Genomic DNA, 22,289 nt, shown 5'->3' on the forward strand with positions numbered 1-22,289 from the left:
CCCCCCCCCCCTCCGACACCTACTTGGTCGTCACCAACCGGGCCTGTCGATCACGACAACTTCGTTCTCGACGGTCCGGTCAGGGGCGGTCAGGGGCGGGAACGCGGCGCGGAGGTCGGCGAGGAAGACGGGGTGGTCGTCGCCGTGGGCGGCGGCGGCCAGGTACGTGGTCTCGACGGCGGCGGCCAGCGGGTCCGCAAGGGCCGCGCCGGCGATCACCCCGAACGCGACGGCCTGCTGGAGGGCGTCGGCCGCGCCGTGGGGCATGGCGATGGTCATCTGCGGCACGCGCGGGTCGGCCAGCAGCCGCTGCCGGAGGGCGGCCGGGTCGTCGAAGGGCGGCGGCAGCGCCGTGCCGGCGAGGACCGCCGCGAAACCCTCGGCGATCCACTCGACGTCGAGCAGCCCGGCCGCCCGCAACCCCCGCTCGGCGGCCCAGCGGGCGATCGCCCGCTGGGCCTCGGGGGACGCGCGTTCCAGCGCGTCGAGGAGGGGGCGGTCGATCAGGGCCAGGGCGAGGGCGTTGGCCGGCAGAGTTCGGACCCGCTCCGACGGGGCGCGCCCGCCCCACCGCCGGTCCTCGGCTCGCCGGCGGACCCGGCGGCTGTGCTCCGCCCGCTCCCGCGCCTGCGCGGCCGTGGCCGCGAACGCGGCCTGCCAGGGGTGCGGCGGCGCGGTCCCGGAGTCGGCGAGGTGCTCGGTGCGGTCGAGCACGTGGTCCCACAGCAGACCGAGCAGCGGGGCGTCCGGGCCGCGGACCGCCAGGTGGCGCACGGTCAGCTGCGAGGTGTCCTCGTCGACGCGCAGTTCGACCTCGCTCGGTCGGTCGTCCGGGAGGTCGGTCATCGGTTCCGGGGAGAAGGGCTCGGCCGCGCGTTCCCACGTCCAGCGGTAGCGGCGGGCGGCGGCGCCGGCCGGCAGCGGGTGCAGCCGGACCGCGAGGTCGCCGGCGGGCAGCAGGAGGTCGTCGCCGTCGGGCGTGGCCCCGAGCAGCTCCGCCGGCCGCTCCACCAGCGCGGCGAGCAGGTCCGGTGGGACCCAGCGGCTCCGCCGGACGTCCACGCGCGGTGGCGGGGCGATGGCCGGCGCGTGCCGCCGCAGGTTGCGGATCTCGGCGCGGGGATTGGCCCCGGTGACCAACCGGACCACCGCGTACTCCGCCGCCCCCGGACCCGCCATGGGCCAGGGCTCCGGTGCGCCTGCCGGGTCCAGGGTGCACGGTTCGACGTCCTCGACGACCGGCCAGACGTGGATCTCGAACTCCTCCCGCGGGCCGTCCTCGGCGTAGAACTCCCCCGGGCTCAGGTTGCGCCCGCGCACCTGCAGCCGCACGAGCCCCGGCCCGGGCACCGCGACGTCGCGCAGCGCGTCCGGGCAGTCGCCGAACAGGCCGCACACCGCCAACCGACCCTCCGGGCACCACAGCGTCACCTCGGAAGCCACCGACCAGCCCGCGAGCCCGTCGCCCGGGGCGGCGGTGCCGACCCGCACCCGGACGTCGACCTCGCCGGAGTGCACACCGGTGAACACCGTGGCGGCGCTCTCGCCGGTGAGGTGCACGAGGTCGTCGTGGGCGAGGTAGATGCCCAGGTCAGCCGGCTCGGTGCCGGTGCCGGTGCCGATCAGCATCTGGTGGTGGCTCACGTACACGCCGACTGCGTCGTCCACACCCGGACTCTGCCGTCACCGCCGCAGCGCGGGCCGCTTCGCCCAGGTGGCCCAGCGCCACAGCCACTCCAGCGGGCCCTGCCGGAAGCGCCGCAGCCACAGCGTCGAGAACGCCCACTGGGCGACCAGCACCACCGCGGCGATCGTCAGCACGGCCTTGGTCGACCACCGCTCCGGGTGCCCCACCACCGCCTCGACCAGCAGCACCGCCATCGTGGCGGTCAGGTAGTTGGTCAGCGCCACCCGACCCAGTGGCGCGAACACCGCCCCCAGCGCGCGCCGCAGCGGTGTGCGCATCAGCACCAGCAGGACGCACACGTACCCGCCGGCGACGAGCAGGCCGGCCACGCCCCGCGCGTGCGTCGCGGTGGGGTCGTCGGTCTCGCTCACCACGACCTGCCACCACAGGGCCGGCACCGCCAGGACCGCGAACACCGCCCCGGCGCCGGCCGCGCCGAGCGCGCCGCGCTCGACCTGGTCGACCACCCCGTACCGGACGAGCGCGGCCCCGGCCAGGAACAGCCCGGCGATCAGCACCGGACCCCCGCCGCCGATCGCGAGCCCGGCCGCGCACACGGCGCAGGCGAGGGCCGCGACGGCGCCCCGCGGCAGCCACGTCGACGGCAGCAGCACCACCAGCCCGACCAGGGCGTAGACGGTGAGGATCTCGCCGGGCCAGAGCAGGAAGCGGTGCAGCAACCCGATCACCAGCAGTGCCAGCAGCCGGCGCAGCAGCACGAGCCGCGGGTTGTCGGTGCGGGCCGCGGCCGACTCGACGAGCAGCGCGAACCCGACGCCGAACAGCAGCGCGAAGACCACGTAGAAGCGCTGGTGGACCAGCAGGCCGACCCACTCGGGGTCGGGGGGCGCGTGGTCGGCGCCGACGATGGGGCGCACGTTGGCCAGCAGGATGCCGCAGAGCGCGAACCCGCGGACGGCGTCGAGCGCGACGATCCGGGGTCGGGTGGCGGCCGGGAGGGCGTTGGGGAGCGCGGGCACGGCGGGAAGCCTCACGCCGCGCGGTCAGCCCCGTATCGGCCGAAGCTCCACTCCCCTCGGCCTAAAGGCCGATTCCGTCGAGAACGACGTTGTCGCGATTATGGATCGGTCCAATTCACGACAACGTCGTTCTCGACGGGGTGGGGTCAGGCGCGCTGGGACTGGTCGTTCGCCGGGACGGCGCGCTCGGTGTCGGCGTCCCAGCCCTTGGCCAGCCGGCCGACCTTGTCGGCGTAGTCGCGGGCGGCCACGGCCGGGTCGTCGGCGCGGCCGGCGGCCACCCCGATCAGGAACGCCGTCACCGGGGCCGCCGGGCGGCTGACGCCGTGCGCCACGTCGGAGGTCAGGTCCAGCACCAGGTCGACGGTCGTGCCGCTGTCGAGGGCACCTTCCAAGCCCAGCTCACGGGCCACCGCGGTGACCCACTCGGACATGGCCTGCGCATCGCTGCTCTCACTCACCGCCCGACCGTAACCGCGGGCGAGCGGGAGCGCCCGTCGAGCGCGGTCAGCCGCCGAACAGCGCCGGGATCTTGATCAGCAGCTGGTACAGCCCGTAGCCGAACGGGACCAGCACCCACAGCCAGGCCACCGCGGCCAGCACCGGGTTGACCGCCCGCGGGGCGCTGCTGCTCTCACTCGGAGCGCTCACGTCGCTGCCTCCTTCTCCGCCGCCGTGACCGTGCTGTCGGGCTCGTGGAACCGGGGGTCGACCGGCTTGATCAGCTCGTTGCAGACGAAGCCGACGACCAGCAGCCCGATCATGATCATGAACGAGGTGGTGTAGCGGCCCGGGCCCTGCACCCCGGCGGCGATCTGGGCGTCCGCGATGGCGTTGACGATCAGCGGGCCGAGCACGCCCGCCGTGGACCACGCGGTCAGCAGCCGGCCGTGGATGGCGCCCACCTGGTAGGTGCCGAACAGGTCGCGCAGGTAGGCCGGGACGGTGGCGAAACCCGCGCCGTAGAACGACAGGATCAGCATGCAGCAGATCAGGAAGACGACCTTGTTGGAGTTGGTCGTCAGGGTCAGCGCGAGGTAGAGCAGCGCGCCGACGCCCAGGTAGATGCGGTACATGTTCTTGCGGCCCAGGAAGTCCGACGTGGACGACCAGAGGATCCGGCCGATGGCGTTGGCCAGCGACAGGATCGCCACGAACCCGGCCGCCGCGGCGGCGAGCCCCTCGGCCGCCGTGCTGTCGCGGAAGAAGTCCTGGAAGATCGGTGAGGCCTTCTCCAGGATGCCGATGCCCGCGGTGACGTTGAACGTGAGCACCACCCACAGCAGCCAGAACTGCGGGGTCTTGATGGCGTTGGCCGCCGAGACGTGGTTCTGGGTGATGAGCGGGGCCGACTTGGCGTTGGCCGGGTCCCACCCGGCGGGCTTCCAGTCGTCGCGCGGCACCCGGATCAGCAGCCAGCCGACCGACATGAAGACCGCGTAGATGATGCCCATGGTCAGGAACGTCGACGCGATCCCGGGCACCGAGGGGTCGTCGCCGGTGGCGCCGTAGCCGGTGAGCAGCTGCGAGGTCAACGGGGACGCGATCAGCGCGCCGCCGCCGAAGCCCATGATGGCGATGCCGGTGGACAGCCCGGGCCGGTCCGGGAACCACTTGATCAGCGTCGACACCGGCGAGATGTAGCCGATGCCGAGCCCGATCCCGCCGACGAAGCCGTAGCCCACCACGACCAGCCAGTACTGGTTGAGGTACAGCCCCACCGCGGAGATCAGGAACCCGGCCACGAAGCAGCACGACGCCACGAACATCGCCCAGCGCGGGCCGTTCGCGTCGACCTTCGTGCCGAAGACCGCGGCCGAGAGCCCCAGCATGATGATGCCCAGCGTGAACGGCAGCGCGCTGGCCACGCCGGAGATCTCCAGCCCCTTCTCCAGCGGCGGCTTGAACACGCTCCACGCGTAGGCCTGGCCGATGGCCAGGTGGATGGACAGGGCCGCGGGCGGGATCAGCCAGCGACTCCACCCCGGGCGAGCGACGATCCGCTCGCGTTGCAGGAACCCGATCGCCATTGCTGCTCCCCGCTGCGCCGCGACGACATGACGGCGGTGACGCTAGATCGGGGTAGTTGACCCAGCAACCCGAGACCCCGCTCACCGGAGAGAGATCGGCTGCCCGGCGGGCGGCGGATCGCCCGTCCGCCGCGTCGGCGACGCCACTCCCGCCGTCCGCGGCCCCCGCACAAAGAACCCCCGCCGCGGCGTGCGGCGGGGGTCCGGTGGGAAGCGGATCAGGCGGAGCGCTCGCGGCGCTCCCGACGCGCGGGGGTGCGCGGGACGATCGTCGGGTTGACGTTGGAGCGCACCGTCTGCTCGGTCACGACCACCTTGGCGACGTCGTCGCGGCTGGGGATGTCGTACATGACCGGCAGCAGCACCTCCTCCATGATCGCCCGCAGGCCGCGGGCCCCGGTGCCGCGCAGGATGGCCTGGTCGGCCACCGCCTCGAGGGCGTCGTCGGTGAACTCCAGCTCGACGCCGTCCATCTCGAAGAGCTTGCAGTACTGCTTGACCAGGGCGTTGCGCGGCTCGGTGAGGATCTTGACGAGCGCGTCCTTGTCGAGCGAGGTCACCGAGGCCACGATCGGCAGGCGGCCGATGAACTCGGGGATCAGCCCGAACTTGATCAGGTCCTCGGGGAGCGTCTCGCCGAAGCTCTCCGCGGAGTCCAGGTCGTTCTTGGAACGGATCTCGGCGCCGAAGCCCAGGCCCCGCCGGCCGACCCGGTCGCCGATGATCTTCTCCAGCCCGGCGAACGCGCCGGCCACGATGAACAGCACGTTCGTCGTGTCGATCTGGATGAACTCCTGGTGCGGGTGCTTGCGCCCGCCCTGCGGGGGCACGCTCGCGGTGGTGCCCTCCAGGATCTTCAGCAGGGCCTGCTGGACGCCCTCGCCGGACACGTCGCGGGTGATCGACGGGTTCTCCGACTTGCGGGCGATCTTGTCGACCTCGTCGATGTAGATGATGCCGGTCTCGGCGCGCTTGACGTCGTAGTCGGCCGCCTGGATCAGCTTGAGCAGGATGTTCTCGACGTCCTCGCCCACGTAGCCGGCCTCGGTCAACGCGGTGGCGTCGGCGATGGCGAACGGCACGTTCAGCAGCTTGGCCAGCGTCTGCGCGAGGTAGGTCTTGCCGCAGCCGGTCGGGCCGAGCATCAGGATGTTCGACTTGGCGATCTCGATGCCGTCGCCGTCGCCGCGGCCCTTGTCGCCGGCCTGGATCCGCTTGTAGTGGTTGTAGACCGCGACGGACAGCGTCCGCTTGGTCTGCGCCTGGCCCACGACGTACTGGTCGAGGAAGTCGTGGATCTCGGCGGGCTTGGGCAGCTCGTCGAGCTTGACCTCACCGGCCTCGGCCAGCTCCTCCTCGATGATCTCGTTGCAGAGATCGATGCATTCGTCGCAGATGTACACGCCGGGGCCGGCGATCAGTTTCTTGACCTGCTTCTGGCTCTTTCCGCAGAAGGAGCACTTGAGGAGGTCACCGCCATCGCCGATGCGTGCCATGAGTGCAGACCTCATATCCCATCTGACGCTGCCCCGTCCGGCGGATCCGGTAGGAGCGCCCTCGTGACGTTACCCGTCGAACACGGTGCCGGGGGAGCTTCGGACGCCCCCGGTTTGCGGGCGTGTCGGCGGGCGGTCGGGGTTGGGGCCCTCAGCGGTCCCCACCCCCGACGCACCTGCCGGGAACTACGGACGTGTCAGACCGCGGAGAGCTTGCGGCTCTGGATGATCTCGTCGACGATCCCGTAGTCCTTCGCCTCGGTGGCGGTGAGGATCTTGTCGCGCTCGACGTCGCGACGGACCTCCTCCTCGGACTTGTTCGTGTGCTTGGCCAGCGTCGCCTCCATCAGCTTACGCATCCGGGAGATCTCCGCAGCCTGGATCTCCAGGTCGGACACCTGGCCGTAGAAGCCCTCGGTGGCCGGCTGGTGGATCAGCACGCGGGCGTTCTGCACCGCGAGGCGCCGCCCCGGGGTGCCCGCGGCCAGCAGCACGGCCGCCGCGGAGGCGGCCTGGCCCAGGCACACCGTCTGGATGTCCGGGCGGATGAACTGCATGGTGTCGTAGATCGCCATCAGCGAGGTGAAGGACCCGCCGGGCGAGTTAATGTACATGCTGATCTCGCGGTCCGGGTCGGCCGACTCCAGGCACAGCAGCTGCGCCATGACGTCGTTGGCCGACGCGTCGTCGATCTGCACGCCGAGGAAGATGATGCGCTCCTCGAACAGCTTGTTGTAGGGGTTGGACTCCTTGACCCCGTAGCTGGTGCGCTCGACGAAGGACGGCAGCACGTAGCGGCTCTGAGCGCCCTGCGGCGCGCTGCCACCGGGCATCTGGAACCTGCTCATCGGGCGCTCCCGTTCCCGTTCTGGCCGGTCGCGTCCGGCAGCTGGCCGGCGCGGGCGATGACGTGGTCGACGAAGCCGTACTCGAGGGCCTCCTGCGCGGAGAACCAGCGGTCGCGGTCGAAGTCGGCGGTGATCTTCTCGACGGTCTGCCCGGTGTGGGTGGCGATGAGCTCGGCCATCTCCCGCTTGTGCCGCTTGAACAGCTCCGCCTGGATGGAGATGTCGGACTCGGTGCCGCCGACGCCCGCCGAGGGCTGGTGCATCAGGATCTGGCAGTGCGGCAGCGCGTAGCGCTTACCGGGGGTGCCCGCCGACAGCAGGAACTGGCCCATCGAGGCGGCCAGGCCCATGGCGTAGGTGGCCACGTCGCACTCGATGAACTCCATCGTGTCGAAGATGGCCATGCCCGCGGTCACCGAACCGCCGGGCGAGTTGATGTACAGCGCGATGTCGGCCTGCGGGTCCTCGGCCGAGAGCAGCAGCATCTGGGCGGCGATGCGGTTCGCGATGTCGTCGTCGACCTGCTGGCCCAGCACGATGATCCGCTGCTGCAGCAGCCGCTCGTACACCGAGTCGGACAGCGTCATGGACGTGGGCGCGGAGCCCCGCCGCATGACCGGTCCGAAGGGGTTGTCCTGTGGGCTCACGAGCCCTCCTTGCTGACGCTCGTCGGTCGCGTTGACGTGGGGTGTTGCTCCGACCCTACGCGGCGGGCGCACCCGCCCGCCGCGTACGGCCCCGATGTTCGCTCTGGGGTTGACGTCCGGGTCGGCCGGTGCGATCACGCGCTGGTCGGAGCCTTGGTCGTGGAGACGGCGGCGGCCTCGTCGGCCGGCTCCTCGACGCTGCCCTCGACGACGTCCGGGGCCTCCTCGTCGGCGTCCTCGCCGAGCAGGTCGGACAGGTCGACCGGCTCGCCGGCGGCGTCGGTGACCGTGGCCGCGCGGACGGCCTCGATCAGCGCCTTGCTGCGCCGCACGTCGGCGTAGATGGCGCCGAGCTGGCCGGCCTGCTGGATCCGCTGGACGAACTCCTCCGGCGGCATCTGGTACTGCTGGGCCTGGAAGATGATCCGCTCGGTGAGCTCCTGGTCGTTGACCGAGATCTCCTCGGCGTCGGCCAGCGCGTCGAGCACGAGCCGGGTGCGCACCGACTTCTCGGCGGCCTCCTGGGTCTCGGTGTCGAACTCCTCGCGGGTGCGCCCCTGCGTCTGCAGGAACTCGGCGAACTTGTCCTCGTCGTGGTCGAAGCCGTGGATGGCGTCGTGCACGGCGTTGTCGACCTCGGCCTTGACGACGCTCTCGGGCAGCGGCACCTCGGTGGCGTCGACGATGGCGTCGAGGACCTTGTCGCGGGCCTGGGTGACCTGCTCCATGCGGCGGACGCGGCCGAGCCGGCTGCGCAGGTCGTCGGTGAGCTCGTCGAGGGTGTCGAACTCGCTGGCGAGCTGGGCGAACTCGTCGTCGGCCTCGGGGAGCTGGCGCTCCTTGACCGCGGTGACCTTGACGGTGACCTCGGCGTCGCGGTCGGCGAACTCGCCGGCGACGAGCTTCGAGGTGAACGTCTTCTCCTCGCCGGCGGACAGGCCCTCGATGGCCTCGTCGATGCCGTCGATCAGCCCGCCCTGGCCGACCTGGTACGAGAAGCCGGTGGTCGCGGCCTCCTCGACGGCCTCGCCGTCGACCGTGGCGGACAGGTCGATGAGGACGAAGTCGTCCTCGGCGGCCGGCCGGTCGACGCCGGTCAGCGTGCCGAACCGGGCCCGCAGGTTCTCCAGCTGCTCGTCGACCTGCTCGTCGGTGACCTCGACGTCGTCGACGGAGACCGCGATGGAGCCCAGCTCGGGCAGCGAGATGTCGGGTCGGACGTCGACCTCGGCGTGGAAGGCCAGCTTCTCGCCGTCGGCGATCTCGGTGACCTCGATCTCCGGGCGGCCGATCGGGGTGACGTCCTCGGCGGCGGTGATGGCCTCGGTGTACTTGGCCGGGACGGCGTCGTTGACGACCTGCTCCAGCACGACGCCGCGCCCCAGGCGGGCGTCGATGATCCGGGCCGGGACCTTGCCGGGGCGGAAGCCGGGGACGCGGACCTGCTGGCCGATGGTCTTGTAGGCGCGGTCGAAGTTCGGCTTGAGCTCGTCGAACGGCACCTCGACGTTGATCCGGACTCGCGTCGGGCTCAGCCGCTCGACGGTGCTCTTCACGGTGGGGTACTCCTCGCAGACGGATGTGGCTTTGCGGCCCGCGGCTCGGGCAGTCCGGGAGGTGCGCGGCACGCGACGGAGGCGCACACGCCCGGTGCTGACGCGAGTCTAGGCGAGACCGCGTTCCCCCGGTCGGGCGCGGTCCTCCCGGCTGTGGTCGCGGGCGTGTCGAGGCGTCGTCGCAGGTCGGTCCGGTTCTCGGTCACGTCGCAGAGTCTGCGTACCCGTCGCAGGCGCCCGGGACCCTGCTACGAGTACGCAGACTCTGCGAGGACTCCGACGAGCCGCCCGAGCACCGGTCACGCGGGACCGAGCACGCAGTCCCCGCAGTACCCCCCGCCCGGCACCCGGTAGAACAGGCAGCAGCTGCGCCGGCGGAACGTCCAGTGCACGTCCGGCGCCCGCGCGGCCCCCCGCTCCCCGCTGCCCGCCAGCTCCCCGCGGTCGAGCAGCAGCGCCCCGACCGCGGCCGCCCGCCGCGCCGCCTCGGGCCGCCCGGTCGTCACCATCCGGGTGGTCCCGGCGACCACCGAGGCCACGTTCCCCCACAGCACCTTCGGCGACACCGCGGTGACGCTGCGCACGGCGTCGACCAGCGCCGGGAGGTGCGCGTCGTACAGCCGCCCCAGCGCTTCCACCGCGGCCGGCGCGTCGGGGACCGGCGTGCCCGTCGGCGCGGGGGCCCACAGCGCCAGCGGGCCGGTCGTGCTGTCGCGCCAGTGCAGGACGTCCGGGGACAGCGCCGGCACGACCCCGTGCAGGACGGCCGCGGCGAAGGCGGGCGAGACGACGACCGCGGCGATTCCCTGCAACGCGATCGAGGCCGCCACCCGGGGTTCGACGGCGTCGTCGCCGCCGAGCGCGCGTCGCACGTACGCGATGCGGGAGCGCAACGGCGGGCCGTCGGCCTCCAGGTCCGCCAGTGGGCGCCAGGTGGGATCGACCGATTCGGCGACGCCTGTACGGACCGTGAAGAACGGGCCCAGTGCGGCCACGTCGCCCAGCACCGCACGCGTGTCCACGCCGTCGAGTCTGCCCCGCTCGGGTGGCGCGGACGGCGGTCACCCGCGTCACTGTCGCTCTCTCTGGCGAATCGCCGCACCCACGTGCGACATTGGGCGTTCAAACTGACGCACCCACCGACGTGTGCGCTCGTTTCCAGACGCCACGCCGGCCGGGCCCCGCACAACGGGTGCCCGGTCCGTCCCGTGTCGGCGCCCGGCCACCACACGGGACGACCGATGCCGCTGCGTGACGTCCGGGGCACGACAGGCGCCCCACGGGTCGCCTACATTTTCCTCGACTGATCCACGTCGTCCCGATGCTGGTTGTCGGGGTGCACCGAGACGACAGGGAGGCACTGTTGGCTGCGAACCCAGCGGTTTCCTCGCGGGGCCTCTACGCCCCGGACTTCGAGCACGACGCCTGCGGCGTGGCCATGGTGGCCGACCTCGCGGGCCGGCGCGACCACGGCATCGTCAGCAAAGCACTGACCGCTCTGCTGCGCCTGGAGCACCGCGGTGCTCGCGGTAGCGAGGCGAACACCGGCGACGGCGCCGGCATCCTCATCCAGGTCCCGGACGAGTTCTTCCGGGACGTCGTCGACTTCGACCTGCCCGAGGCGGGGGCCTACGCGGTGGGCACCGCGTTCCTGCCCGTCGACCGCGCCGCCGCCGACGAGGCGGTCGCGCGGATCGACGCGATCGCCGCCGAGGAGGGCCTGCGGGTCCTGGGTTGGCGCGAGCTGCCGACCGATCCGGACAAGGCCGACCTCGGCCCGTCCGCGCTGGCCGCGATGCCGAGCTTCCGGCAGCTGTTCGTGGCCGGCGACGGCGGGGAGAGCGGCATCGACCTGGAGCGGCGCACGTTCTGCCTGCGCAAGCGCACCGAGCACGAGACCGGCGCCTACTTCCCGAGCCTGTCCCCGCGCACCATCGTCTACAAGGGGATGCTGGCCGAGCCGCAGGTCGAGGCGTTCTACCCGGACCTGTCCGACGAGCGCGTCGTCAGCGCGCTGGCGGTGGTGCACTCGCGGTTCTCCACCAACACGTTCCCGGCGTGGCCGCTGGCCCACCCGTACCGCTACGTCGCGCACAACGGCGAGATCAACACGCTGCGCGGCAACCGCAACTGGATGGCCGCGCGCGAGGCGCTGCTGGAGTCCGAGCTGATCCCGGGCGACCTGGCGCGGCTCAGCCCGATCGTCACCCCGGACGCCAGCGACTCAGCCACCTTCGACGAGGTGCTCGAACTGCTGCACCTGGGCGGGCGCAGCCTGCCGCACGCGGTGCTGATGATGATCCCGGAGGCGTGGGAGAACCACGCCGAGATGGACGCGGCGCGCCGCGCGTTCTACGAGTTCCACGCCACGCTGATGGAGCCGTGGGACGGCCCTGCGCTGGTCACCTTCACCGACGGCACCGTCGTCGGAGCGGTGCTCGACCGCAACGGCCTGCGCCCCGCGCGCTACTGGGTCACCGACGACGGCCTCGTCGTGCTGGCCTCCGAGGTCGGTGTGCTGGACGTGGCCCCGGAGAACGTGGTCCGCAAGGGCCGGCTGGAGCCGGGCCGGATGTTCCTGGTCGACACGGCCGCCGGGCGGATGATCGACGACGCGGAGATCAAGGGCGCGCTGGCCGCCGAGCACCCGTACGCGGAGTGGGTGCACGCCGGCGTCATCCCGCTGGCCGACCTGCCGACCCGCGACCGCGAGGTGCCCACGCACGCCACGCTGACCCGCCGCCAGCAGGCGTTCGGCTTCACCGAGGAGGAGCTCAACGTCCTGCTCAAGCCGATGGCGGTCACCGGCGCCGAGCCGATCGGCTCGATGGGCAACGACGCGCCGATCGCCGCCGTGGCCGAGCGCCCGCGCCAGCTGTTCGACTACTTCATCCAGCTGTTCGCGCAGGTCACCAACCCGCCGCTGGACGCGATCCGGGAGGAGCTGGTCACCTCCCTGCAGAGCAGGCTCGGCCCGGAGCAGAACCTGCTCGGCGCCGGCCCGGCCAGCTGCCGCACGATCGTGGTGCCGTTCCCGGTGCTGGGCAACGACGACCTGTCCAAGATCGTGCACATCAACGACGACGGCGACTACCCGGGTTTCGCCTCGTTCACGGTGCGCGGCGTGTTCCCGGCCGCCGAGGGCGGCGCGGGGCTGCGCAAGCGGCTCGACGAGATCCGCGGCGAGGTGTCGGCGGCCATCGCCGACGGCGCCCGGCTCATCGTGCTGTCGACGCGCGGCGTCGACGCCCAGCACGCGCCGATCCCGTCGCTGCTGCTCACCGGGGCGGTGCACCACCACCTCGTGCGGGAGAAGTCGCGCACGCGCGTCGGGCTCGTCGTCGAGGCGGGCGACGCCCGCGAGGTGCACCACATCGCGCTGCTGATCGGTTACGGCGCCAGCGCGGTCAACCCGTACCTGGCCATGGCCACCGTCGAGGACCTCGCCCGGCGCGGCGACATCGACGTCGACCCGGCCACCGCGGCCACGAACCTGGTCAAGGCGCTGGGCAAGGGCGTCCGCAAGACCATGTCGAAGATCGGCGTGTCCACCGTGGCCTCCTACACGGGGGCGCAGATCTTCGAGGCCATCGGGCTGGGCCCGGAGGTCGTCAAGGAGTGCTTCACCGGCACCACGTCGCGGCTGGGCGGCGTCGGCTACGACGTGCTGGCCGAGGAGGCGCTGGCCCACCACCGCCGCGCGTACCCGCCCGACGAGGTGCGCGCCCACCACCGCTCGCTGGAGGTCGGCGGCGAGTACCAGTGGCGGCGCGAGGGCGAGCTGCACCTGTTCAACCCGCAGACGGTGTTCAAGCTGCAGCACTCCACCCGCCAGGGCCGCTACGACATCTTCAAGCAGTACACGCGGGCCGTCGACGACCAGGCGCACCGGCTGATGACGCTGCGCGGGCTGTTCCGGTTCAAGACGGGCACCCGCCCGCCGGTGCCGATCGAGGAGGTCGAGCCGGTCGAGGAGATCGTCAAGCGGTTCGGCACCGGGGCCATCTCCTACGGCTCCATCTCCCAGGAGATGCACGAGACGCTGGCCATCGCCATGAACCGGCTCGGCGGCCGGTCCAACACCGGCGAGGGCGGCGAGGACCCGGACCGCTGGACGCCCGACGCGAACGGCGACTCCCGGCGCAGCGCGGTCAAGCAGGTGGCGTCCGGGCGCTTCGGCGTGACCAGCGAGTACCTGGTCAACGCCGACGACATCCAGATCAAGATCGCGCAGGGCGCCAAGCCCGGCGAGGGCGGCCAGCTGCCGGGCAGCAAGGTCTACCCGTGGATCGCCAAGACCCGGCACTCCACCCCGGGCGTCGGGCTGATCTCCCCGCCGCCGCACCACGACATCTACTCCATCGAGGACATCAAGCAGCTCATCCACGACCTGAAGAACGCCAACCCGACGGCCCGCGTGCACGTCAAGCTGGTCAGCCAGGTCGGCGTGGGCACGGTCGCGGCGGGCGTGGCCAAGGCGCACTCCGACGTCGTGCTGATCTCCGGGCACGACGGCGGCACCGGCGCCTCCCCGCTGAGCTCGATCAAGCACGCGGGCGGCCCGTGGGAGCTGGGGCTGGCCGAGACCCAGCAGACGCTGCTGGAGAACGGCCTGCGCGACCGGATCGTCGTGCAGACCGACGGCCAGCTCAAGACCGGCCGCGACGTGGTCATCGCGGCGCTGCTGGGGGCGGAGGAGTTCGGCTTCGCCACCGCGCCGCTGGTGGTGTCGGGCTGCATCATGATGCGGGTCTGCCACCTGGACACCTGCCCCGTCGGCGTCGCGACCCAGAACCCCGAGCTGCGCAAGCGGTTCGACGGCCGGCCCGAGTACGTCGTGAACTTCATGCGGTTCATCGCCGAGGAGGTCCGCGAGTACCTGGCCGAGCTGGGCTTCCGGTCCATCGAGGAGGCGGTGGGCCACCCCGAGTTCCTCGACGTCGACGACGCCGTGCGGCACTGGAAGACCCAGGGCCTCGACCTGAGCCCGGTCTTCCACACCCCGCCGCTGAAGCCCGGCGCCGCCCGCCACAACACCAAGGCCCAGGACCACGGCCTGGAGAAGGCGCTGGACAACACGCTCATCCAGCTGAGCGAGGGCGCGCTGCGCTCGGGCGACCGGGTCCGCCTCGACCTGCCGGTCCGCAACGTCAACCGCACGGTCGGCACGATGCTCGGCTACGAGCTGACCAAGGCGTGGGGCGGCGAGGGCCTGCCCGACGACACGATCGACATCACGTTCACCGGCTCGGCCGGGCAGAGCTTCGGCGCGTTCGTGCCGAAGGGCATCACGATGCGCCTGGTCGGCGACACGAACGACTACTTCGGCAAGGGCTTGTCCGGCGGGCGGCTGACGCTGCGGCCCGACCCGTCGGCGCCGTTCGCGGCCGAGGAGAACATCATCGCCGGCAACGTGATCCTCTACGGGGCCACGTCCGGCGAGGTGTTCATCCGCGGTGTCGTCGGCGAGCGGTTCTGCGTGCGCAACTCCGGTGCGCTGGCCGTCGTCGAGGGCGTGGGCGACCACGGCCTGGAGTACATGACCGGCGGCCGCGCCGTCGTGCTGGGCCGGGTGGGGCGCAACTTCGCCGCCGGCATGTCCGGCGGGCTGGCGTACGTGCTCGACCTGGCCGACCCGGACTCGCCCAACGCCAGGCGGGTCAACCGGGAGATGGTCGACGTCGAGCACCTCGACGACGACGACCGCACCTTCCTGCGCGACGTCGTGGAGCGGCACTACCAGGAGACCGGGTCCGCGGTGGCGCGCACGCTGCTGACCGACTGGGACGAGCAGTCGGCCCGGTTCGGCAAGGTCGTCCCGAAGGACTTCAAGCGGGTGCTGCAGGCCCGCGAGGCGGCCGAGCGCGACGGCCGCAACGTGGACGAGGCGATCATGGAGGCGGCACATGGCTGACCCCAAGGGCTTCCTGAAGGCGCCGCGCGAGCTGCCGAAGCGGCGCCCGGTGGACCTGCGGCTGCTCGACTGGAAGGAGGTCTACGAGGACTTCCCGGTCCCGGCGCTGGAGCGCCAGGCCAGTCGCTGCATGAGCTGCGGCATCCCGTTCTGCCACCAGGGCTGCCCGCTGGGCAACCTGATCCCGGAGTGGAACGACCTGGTCCACCGCCACGACTGGCGCGAGGCCATCGAGCGGCTGCACGCCACGAACAACTTCCCGGAGTTCACCGGGACGCTGTGCCCCGCCCCGTGCGAGGCGGCGTGCGTGCTGGGCATCAACTCGGACGCGGTCACGATCAAGCAGATCGAGATCGAGATCATCGACCGGGCCTGGGACGAGGGCTGGGTGCCCCCGCAGCTCCCGGCGACCAGGACCGGCAAGAAGGTCGCCGTCGTCGGGTCGGGCCCGGCCGGGCTGGCCGCCGCCCAGCAGCTCACCCGGGTCGGGCACGACGTCGTCGTGTTCGAGCGGGCCGACCGCATCGGCGGGCTGCTGCGCTACGGCATCCCCGAGTTCAAGATGGAGAAGGCCCGCCTCGACCGCCGCCTGGAGCAGATGCGGGCCGAGGGCACCGAGTTCCGGGCCGGGGTGGACGTCGGCAACGACGTCACCGCCGACCAGCTGCGCGACGAGTTCGACGCGGTGGTGCTCGCCGGCGGCGCGACGGCGTGGCGCGACCTGCCCGTCCCCGGCCGCGAGGTCGAGGGCGTCTACCAGGCGATGGAGTTCCTGCCGTGGGCCAACCACGTGCAGGAGGGCGACCTGGACGCGCCCCCGGTCAGCGCGGAGGGCAAGCACGTCGTGATCATCGGCGGGGGCGACACCGGCGCCGACTGCCTGGGCACCTCGCACCGCCAGGGCGCGGCATCGGTGACCCAGCTGGAGATCATGCCGACGCCCCCGGAGAAGCGCACCGAGGGCATGCCGTGGCCGACGTACCCGATGGTCTACCGGGTGTCCTCGGCGCACGAGGAGGGCGGCGAGCGGCTCTACTCGGTCAACACCACCGAGTTCGTCGCCGACGAGTCGGGCAGGCTGCAGGGCCTGCGCATCGTCGAGGTCGAGCGCGACGCCGACGGCCGGTTCGTCGGCATCGAGGGGACCGAGAAGGAGCTGCCGGCCCAGCTCGTGCTGCTGGCCATGGGCTTCGTCGGCCCGGAGAAGGGCGCCCTGCTGTCCGACCTGGGCGTCGACCTCGACGAGCGCGGCAACGTCGCCCGCGACCGGTCGTACATGACCAACGTCGAGGGCGTGTTCTCCGCGGGCGACATGGGCCGCGGCCAGTCGCTGATCGTCTGGGCGATCGCCGAGGGCCGGGCCGCCGCGGCCGGTGTCGACGAGTTCCTGACCGGCCGCAAGGTCCTCCCCCGCCCCATCGAGCCCACCGACCGCCCGCTCACCTGACCCTGTCCGATGTGCACCGGGCACCTTGGCGTCGCCGCTGAGGTGCCTGGTGCACATCTCCCGCGAGTTGTGCGGAACGGGCCCGCGAAGCCCGCGCGTTCGGCACGCTGGCCCGCGTGCAGGAAGTGCCGGGCTCGCCGGAGGCGTTCCGCGGGTCGGCGGCGGTCCCGGCGGGACCGGGGACCCGCCGCGTCCGGCCGGGCCCGCGGTTCCGCCGGCTGTACCCCGACAAGCACCCGCTCGCGTGCGGGACCTCAGCGCTCGGGCGGCGAGCCGTGCAGGCTCCAATGCAGGTCGCCCTCGCCGTCGGCGTCGATGTTGTAGGTGATGAAGCCGTCGGCGGTGATGGCACCGCCGCCGATGGGTTCGCCCTCCACCGAGCACTGCAGCGAGCCGTTCGGGGTGGCGTTGACCTCGCGGGTCTTCTCGCAGGTGTTCGTCGCGATCTGGAACTTGCCGGCCTGCTCGATCCGCACGGTCACCGCGAGGCGGTCGAACTTGCGGCTGCCGTCGCCGCCGTCGGTGTAGAAGCCGGTGACCGTGGCGCGGTACTCGCCGGTGGGTGCCTGCTCGATGCACACCTGCACGTCGTTCAGGTCGGTGTTGAAGAACGGCGTGTCGATCTCCCGGCCACCGTTGTCGCGGCAACCCGCAGGCGCCGCGGCGGCGGCCACCGCGGGAGCCGGCGCGGCGGCGGCCGCCGGCGCCGCGGTGAGCATCGTCGCCAGCGCGGCACCCGTCCCCAGCAGCAGCCTCATCGTTCGTCCCACGTTCCCTCCTCCGGTGTGCGTCGTGCGCGGCGGAGATCCGCGCACCCAGGACAGGACGGAGCCGGGCCGACCCCCGGTTGGGTGGCTCAGAGATCGAGCCGGTACGCCAGCGCCCGCAACGGCGGATCGACCGCCAGCCCGTAGTGCGCGGCGGAGTCGGTGTCGTGCTCGGGGATCCGCCGGTACCCCAACGACTCGTAGAGCCGGATCGCCCGGGCCATGAACGGGGCCGTGTGCAGGTACATGCCGGTGGCCCCGGCGGCGCGGGCGCGGTCGGCGCAGTCGGCCATGAGCGCCCTGGCGATCCCGCCGCCGAGCCGGCCGGGGTGCACGGCCACCCCGCGGACGTACGCCGCGCCGGCCGGCAGGTCGACGTCGGCGCCGCGCAGGTGCAGGCGAGCGGTGCCGACGACCTCGCCGTCCTCGACCGCGACCAGCACCGTGGCGCCCTCGGCGGCGAGGTCCAGGACGTCGGCGAGGTAGGTCGGGAACACCTCGGCGGCGACCACGGGCGCGTAGCCGGAGTAGGCGGCCCGCAGCAACCGCGCGATGTCGGGGTGCTGCGCGTCGTCGGCTTCGCCGACCACCAGCGCCGGACCGGTGACCGACGACCTGCCATAATCGACAGGCTTCCTGTCCATGTCGGCGACGATAGACAAGGTGCCTGTCCATGTCAACGCGGATCCCGACCAGCCGCGGCCGGCGGCGCCCGGTCACCCTCGCCGTCCTGATGCGCGAGGCGTTCGTGGCGCTCAACGGCATCGTCATGGCCCGGCTGGCCGAGCGCGGGCACACGGCGGTGCGCTCGGCGCACAGCGCGGTCTTCCAGTACCTGGACGACACCGGGACCACGGTCAGCCTGCTCGCCGAACGCGCCCAGATGACCAAGCAGGCGATGGCCGAGCTCGTCCGCCACCTCGAAGGGCACGGCTACCTCGTGCGGGTGCCCGACCCGGCGGACCGGCGGGCCAAGCTCGTGGTGCCCACCGACCGCGGGCGGGAGGTGCTCGCGATCGCCGCGGAACTGGTGCCCGAGATCGACGAGTGGGCCGGGCGCATCCTGGGCCCCGACCGCGTGCACGACCTCAAGGCCGACCTCGACGCGATCCGGCACGCCGCCACCGGAGGCCGTGAGCCGGCGTCATTGCCGGAGCGATAACACCGCCGGTGTCGTCCACCTGACCCACAAGCCGCCCGACAAATGTGTGTCCGCCACACACAGCCGGGGCGACCCCGCTCGCCTACCGTCACCGCATGAGCACCCTGGACGGCAGGACGGCCCTGGTCACCGGGGCCGCGTCGGGGATCGGGGCGGCGATCGCGCGCCGCCTCGTCGCCGACGGGGCGAAGGTGCACGCCGTCGACCGCGACGAGGCGGGGCTGCGCGAACTGGCCGCCGCCCTGCCCGGGGTCGATCCGGTGGTCTGCGACCTGTCCGACCTCGCCGCCGTCGACCGGCTGCCCGCCGAGGTCGACGTGCTGGTCAACAACGCCGGCATCCAGCACGTCGCCGCCGTGCCGGACTTCGACCCCGAGCGCTTCTCGCTGATCCTGCGGGTGATGCTGGAGGCGCCGTTCCGGCTGGCCCGGCGGGTGCTGCCGCACATGTACGCGCGCGGCTGGGGCCGGGTCGTCAACGTCTCCAGCGCGCACGGCCTGCGCGCCAGCCCGTTCAAGGCCGCCTACGTCAGCGCGAAGCACGGCCTGGAGGGGCTGTCCAAGGTGATCGCGCTGGAGGGCGCCGAGCACGGCGTCACCAGCAACTGCCTCAACCCGGGCTACGTGCGCACGCCGCTGGTCGAGAGCCAGGTCGCCGACCAGGCCCGCACCCGAGGCATCGAGCCCGACCAGGTCGTCGAGCAGGTGATGCTCGCGGCGGCCGCGGTGAAGCGCCTGGTCGAGCCGGACGAGGTCGCCGAGCTCGCCGCGCTGCTCTACGGCCCGGCGTCGGCGTCGATCACCGGCGCCTCGCTGCCCGTCGACGGCGGCTGGACCGCCCGCTGAATCTCCCGCACCCGTCCCCCATCTCGACGTCCCCCATCTCGACGAGGAGAACCCGCCATGACGACCGAGAACCCGCCCCGATCGAGCATCGTGAAGGTGGTGGCGTCGAGCATGGTCGGCACCACCGTCGAGTGGTACGACTTCTTCCTCTACGGCGTGGCCGCCGCCGCGGTCTTCCCGGCGGTGTTCTTCCCGAGCGACGACCCGGCCGTCGGCACCCTGCTGGCGCTGGGCACGTTCGCGATCGGGTTCGTGGCCCGCCCGGTCGGCGGCCTGGTGTTCGGCCACTTCGGCGACCGGATCGGCCGCAAGAAGCTGCTGGTCCTGAGCCTGCTCATGATGGGTGTGGCGACGTTCGCGATCGGGCTGCTGCCCGGCTACGCGAGCATCGGCGTGGCCGCGCCGGCGCTGCTGGTGCTGCTGCGGTTGGTCCAGGGCTTCGCGCTGGGCGGCGAGTGGGGCGGGGCGGTGCTGCTCGTGTCCGAGCACGGCGACCCGGCCCGGCGCGGCTACTGGGCCAGCTGGCCGCAGGCCGGCGTCCCGGTCGGGCAGCTGCTGGCCAACGGCCTGCTCGCGCTGCTGGCGGTGTTCCAGCCCGAGGAGGACTTCCTGTCCTGGGGTTGGCGGGTGCCGTTCCTGCTCTCGGCGGTCCTGGTGCTGGTCGGGCTCTACATCCGGCTCGCGGTGGAGGAGTCGCCGGTGTTCAAGGCCGCCCAGCGGCGCGCCGAGGCGGCGGCGAAGGCGGGCGAGAAGGAGAGCATGCCGATCGTGCAGGTGCTGCGGAGCTACCCGCGCGAGGTGCTGACCGCCATGGGCGCCCGGTTCGCCGAGAACGTCTCCTACTACATCTTCACCATCGTGGTGGTCACCTACGTGAACTCCCGGTTCGACGTGCCCAGCTCGTTCGTGCTGAACGCGGTGCTGATCGGCGCGGCGGTGCACTTCGTGTCCATCCCGCTGTGGGGCGCGCTGTCCGACCGGTTGGGGCGCCGGCCGGTCTACCTGATCGGCGCGGTCGGCGTCGGGGTGTGGGCGTTCGTGTTCTTCGCCCTGATCGACACCCAGAGCTTCGCGCTCACCGCGCTGGCCGTGTCCGTCGGGCTGGTGCTGCACGGCGCCATGTACGGGCCGCAGGCGGCGTTCCTGTCCGAGCTGTTCGGCACGAAGGTGCGCTACTCCGGGGTCTCGATCGGCTACCAGCTCGCCTCGATCGTGGCCGGCGGGCTGGCCCCGCTGATCGCCGTCGCGCTGCTGCAGCAGTTCGGCACCGGCTACGCGATCGCGGTCTACGTGGCGGCCTGCTCGGTGATCTCGATCGTCGCCGTGGCCGCCTACGCCGAGACCCGCCACCGCGACCTCACCGACGACCCCGCCGTCTCCCAACCCGCTCGCCCCTGACCGTCGAGAACGACGTTGTCGTCCGATGGACCGGTCCAATATCACGACGACGTCGTTCTCGACGGGGAGCGGGCAGGATCAGCGCGTGCCGGAGATCGCGCTGGAGCTGCTCCGCCTGCTGGCCCAGGACGCCCCGGCGGAGCAGCTCGACGCGTCCGCCCGCGAGCTGGCCGCCGACGACCCGGCCACCGCGGCGGCCGCGCGCGAGCTGGCCATGCGGGTGCGGGCCGGCGTCGACGCGTCCCGGCGCCGGGAGGCGGAGCTCTCCGCGCTGGTCGAGACGGCCCGCGAGTTGGCCTCGCGGTCCGACCACGGCGCCGTGCTGGACGCGATCGTGCAGCGGGCCCGGGCGCTCGTCGGCGCCGACGTCTCCTATCTGACCCTGCACGACCCCGACCGCGGCGACACCTACATGCGCGCCACCTCCGGCTCGGTCTCCGCCCGGTTCCAGGCCCTGCGCCTGCCCCTGGGCGCCGGCCTCGGCGGGCTGGTCGCGCAGACCAAGCGCCCCTACTGGACGCCCGACTACCCCGCCGACGACCGCTACCGGCACACCAGCGAGATCGACGCCGCGGTCGGCGACGAGGGCCTGGTCGCGATCTGCGGGGTGCCACTGCTGGTCGACGGCGCCTTCGTCGGAGTGCTCTTCGCGGCGAACCGCCGCTACCGCCCGTTCCGCCGCGACGAGGTGGCGCTGCTCGGCTCGCTGGGCGCGCTGGCCGCCGTCTCGCTGGTGCAGACCCGGCGCGCGGCCGAGTCCGCGGCCGCGCTCGACGCGCTGTCCGAGGCGCACGCCGGCATCGAGCAGGCCGCCGCCGCGCACGACCGGTTCACCGCGCTCGTGCTGGCCGGCGGCGACGTCGCCGACATCGCGGCCGCCCTCGGCGAGGTGCTGGGCTGCTGGGTCGTGGTGCTCGACGACGACGGCGTCCGGCTGGCCGGGCACGGCGCCCCACCCGCCACCGGCGACGGTCCCGACGCGCTGGCGGAGGCCCCCGCGGTGCGGCGCTCGGCGGGCACCGGCCGGCTCGCCGCGCAGGACGGGCTGTGGGCTGTCGTCGTGACCGCGGCGGGGCAGCGCCTGGGCACCATCGTGCTGGGCGGGCGCGACGCGCTGGACGCCGGCCAGGGGCGCACCGTCGAGCGGGCGGCGATGGTGACCGCGCTGCTGCTCAACCTGCGGATGCGCGCGGCCGAGGCCGAGCGGCGGACGCGCACCGAGCTGCTGGTCGACCTGGTGGCCCGGCCCCCCGGCGCGGCCGCCGATCGCGACCTCGTGCAGCGCGGGAAGCTGGTCGGGGTGCGGCTCACCGCGCCGCACGTGGTCGCGGTCGTGCACTGCGCCGCCGAGCGCCGCCGCAGCGTCGCGGTCGCGGCGGCCGGTGGCTCGACCCTGGCCGGCGAGCAGGGCGACGCGGTGGTCGTGCTGGTCCCCGGCGAGGACGCCTCGGCGGTCGCGGAGGAGCTGGCCCGCAGGCTCGGGGGCGCCGAGCCGGCGACGGTCGGCGCGGC

Annotated in this window: 18 protein-coding genes; 6 read left to right on the forward strand and 12 right to left on the reverse strand. The window is 72.7% G+C overall.

The window, feature by feature from the left end; all coding sequences use genetic code 11:
* Window positions 1–30 precede the first annotated feature (30 nt).
* From KIK08_RS08425 to KIK08_RS08470, 10 genes are all read right to left on the reverse strand, one after another.
* Window positions 31–1,668, reverse strand: coding sequence for a hypothetical protein (locus KIK08_RS08425; protein ID WP_214402461.1), 1,638 nt, complete (start codon window positions 1,666–1,668; stop codon window positions 31–33).
* Between the two features lie 15 nt (window positions 1,669–1,683).
* Entirely contained in the window at window positions 1,684–2,667 is a 984-nt protein-coding gene (locus tag KIK08_RS08430; RefSeq protein WP_214402462.1) for a DUF418 domain-containing protein, read from the reverse strand.
* 146 nt (window positions 2,668–2,813) lie between these two features.
* On the reverse strand, window positions 2,814–3,128 hold the full coding sequence (locus KIK08_RS08435; protein WP_214402463.1) for a DUF6457 domain-containing protein: 315 nt from the start codon (window positions 3,126–3,128) through the stop codon (window positions 2,814–2,816).
* A 46-nt stretch (window positions 3,129–3,174) separates the two neighbouring features.
* Window positions 3,175–3,318 carry an MFS transporter small subunit gene (locus tag KIK08_RS08440; protein ID WP_214402478.1) on the reverse strand — a complete coding sequence of 48 codons (144 nt, stop codon included), beginning with the start codon at window positions 3,316–3,318 and terminating at the stop codon, window positions 3,175–3,177.
* The gene (locus KIK08_RS08445; RefSeq protein ID WP_214402464.1) at window positions 3,315–4,697 is read right to left on the reverse strand and encodes an OFA family MFS transporter; all 1,383 of its coding nucleotides are present in this window, start codon (window positions 4,695–4,697) and stop codon (window positions 3,315–3,317) included. Before KIK08_RS08445 ends, KIK08_RS08440 begins: the two co-directional genes overlap by 4 nt.
* Before the next feature lie 218 nt (window positions 4,698–4,915).
* Complete coding sequence (gene clpX, locus KIK08_RS08450; protein WP_214402465.1) at window positions 4,916–6,193, reverse strand: ATP-dependent Clp protease ATP-binding subunit ClpX; 1,278 nt, start codon at window positions 6,191–6,193, stop codon at window positions 4,916–4,918.
* Window positions 6,194–6,390: 197 nt separating this feature from the next.
* Window positions 6,391–7,041 (reverse strand): ATP-dependent Clp protease proteolytic subunit, encoded by a 651-nt coding sequence (locus tag KIK08_RS08455; protein ID WP_214402466.1) that lies wholly within the window; start codon window positions 7,039–7,041, stop codon window positions 6,391–6,393.
* A complete protein-coding gene (locus KIK08_RS08460; RefSeq protein ID WP_214402477.1) occupies window positions 7,038–7,655 on the reverse strand; it encodes an ATP-dependent Clp protease proteolytic subunit in 618 nt (205 codons plus the stop codon). Before KIK08_RS08460 ends, KIK08_RS08455 begins: the two co-directional genes overlap by 4 nt.
* A 167-nt stretch (window positions 7,656–7,822) precedes the next feature.
* Window positions 7,823–9,244 carry a trigger factor gene (gene tig / locus KIK08_RS08465; protein WP_214402467.1) on the reverse strand — a complete coding sequence of 474 codons (1,422 nt, stop codon included), beginning with the start codon at window positions 9,242–9,244 and terminating at the stop codon, window positions 7,823–7,825.
* Window positions 9,245–9,543: 299 nt separating this feature from the next.
* Window positions 9,544–10,266, reverse strand: a complete 723-nt coding sequence (locus KIK08_RS08470) for a (2Fe-2S)-binding protein (RefSeq protein ID WP_214402468.1) — start codon at window positions 10,264–10,266, stop codon at window positions 9,544–9,546.
* Between the two features lie 341 nt (window positions 10,267–10,607).
* On the opposite strand from KIK08_RS08470, the gene gltB reads away from it, so the two are divergent.
* Together gltB and KIK08_RS08480 are read left to right on the forward strand one after the other, a co-directional pair.
* A complete protein-coding gene (gltB, locus tag KIK08_RS08475; RefSeq protein ID WP_250556582.1) occupies window positions 10,608–15,158 on the forward strand; it encodes a glutamate synthase large subunit in 4,551 nt (1,516 codons plus the stop codon).
* Entirely contained in the window at window positions 15,151–16,605 is a 1,455-nt protein-coding gene (locus KIK08_RS08480; protein ID WP_214402470.1) for a glutamate synthase subunit beta, read from the forward strand. Before gltB ends, KIK08_RS08480 begins: the two co-directional genes overlap by 8 nt.
* 254 nt (window positions 16,606–16,859) lie before the next feature.
* Here the strand turns inward: KIK08_RS08480 and KIK08_RS08485 are convergent, their stop codons facing one another.
* Window positions 16,860–17,375, reverse strand: a complete 516-nt coding sequence (locus KIK08_RS08485; RefSeq protein WP_214402471.1) for a hypothetical protein — start codon at window positions 17,373–17,375, stop codon at window positions 16,860–16,862.
* A gap of 86 nt (window positions 17,376–17,461) precedes the next feature.
* Window positions 17,462–18,016 (reverse strand): GNAT family N-acetyltransferase, encoded by a 555-nt coding sequence (locus KIK08_RS08490; RefSeq protein WP_214402472.1) that lies wholly within the window; start codon window positions 18,014–18,016, stop codon window positions 17,462–17,464.
* A 29-nt stretch (window positions 18,017–18,045) separates the two neighbouring features.
* Here KIK08_RS08490 and KIK08_RS08495 point away from each other — a divergent pair, with 29 nt between their 5' ends.
* From KIK08_RS08495 to KIK08_RS08510, 4 genes are all read left to right on the forward strand, one after another.
* A complete protein-coding gene (locus tag KIK08_RS08495) occupies window positions 18,046–18,534 on the forward strand; it encodes a MarR family winged helix-turn-helix transcriptional regulator (RefSeq protein WP_214402473.1) in 489 nt (162 codons plus the stop codon).
* Between the two features lie 95 nt (window positions 18,535–18,629).
* A complete protein-coding gene (locus tag KIK08_RS08500) occupies window positions 18,630–19,379 on the forward strand; it encodes a 3-hydroxybutyrate dehydrogenase (RefSeq protein ID WP_214402474.1) in 750 nt (249 codons plus the stop codon).
* A 57-nt stretch (window positions 19,380–19,436) separates the two neighbouring features.
* Window positions 19,437–20,777, forward strand: coding sequence for an MFS transporter (locus KIK08_RS08505; RefSeq protein WP_214402475.1), 1,341 nt, complete (start codon window positions 19,437–19,439; stop codon window positions 20,775–20,777).
* A gap of 85 nt (window positions 20,778–20,862) precedes the next feature.
* Window positions 20,863–22,289, forward strand: a 1,427-nt coding sequence (locus tag KIK08_RS08510; RefSeq protein WP_214402476.1) for a GAF domain-containing protein, incomplete at its 3' end; no start/stop codon positions are given.

The sequence above is a fragment of the Pseudonocardia lacus genome, from assembly GCF_018531445.1.
GTDB classification, from domain to species: Bacteria; Actinomycetota; Actinomycetes; order Mycobacteriales; family Pseudonocardiaceae; genus Pseudonocardia; species Pseudonocardia lacus.

Bases quoted from the DNA above. Each gene is read 5' to 3' on its own strand.
- clpX (WP_214402465.1), bottom strand. From the start codon at position 6,193: ATGGCACGCATCGGCGATGGCGGTGACCTCCTCAAGTGCTCCTTCTGC.
- KIK08_RS08490 (WP_214402472.1), bottom strand. From the start codon at position 18,016: ATGGACAGGAAGCCTGTCGATTATGGCAGGTCGTCGGTCACCGGTCCG.
- KIK08_RS08500 (WP_214402474.1), top strand. From the start codon at position 18,630: ATGAGCACCCTGGACGGCAGGACGGCCCTGGTCACCGGGGCCGCGTCG.
- KIK08_RS08505 (WP_214402475.1), top strand. From the start codon at position 19,437: ATGACGACCGAGAACCCGCCCCGATCGAGCATCGTGAAGGTGGTGGCG.
- KIK08_RS08455 (WP_214402466.1), bottom strand. From the start codon at position 7,041: ATGAGCAGGTTCCAGATGCCCGGTGGCAGCGCGCCGCAGGGCGCTCAG.
- KIK08_RS08460 (WP_214402477.1), bottom strand. From the start codon at position 7,655: ATGCGGCGGGGCTCCGCGCCCACGTCCATGACGCTGTCCGACTCGGTG.
- KIK08_RS08480 (WP_214402470.1), top strand. From the start codon at position 15,151: ATGGCTGACCCCAAGGGCTTCCTGAAGGCGCCGCGCGAGCTGCCGAAG.
- KIK08_RS08495 (WP_214402473.1), top strand. From the start codon at position 18,046: ATGTCAACGCGGATCCCGACCAGCCGCGGCCGGCGGCGCCCGGTCACC.
- KIK08_RS08445 (WP_214402464.1), bottom strand. From the start codon at position 4,697: ATGGCGATCGGGTTCCTGCAACGCGAGCGGATCGTCGCTCGCCCGGGG.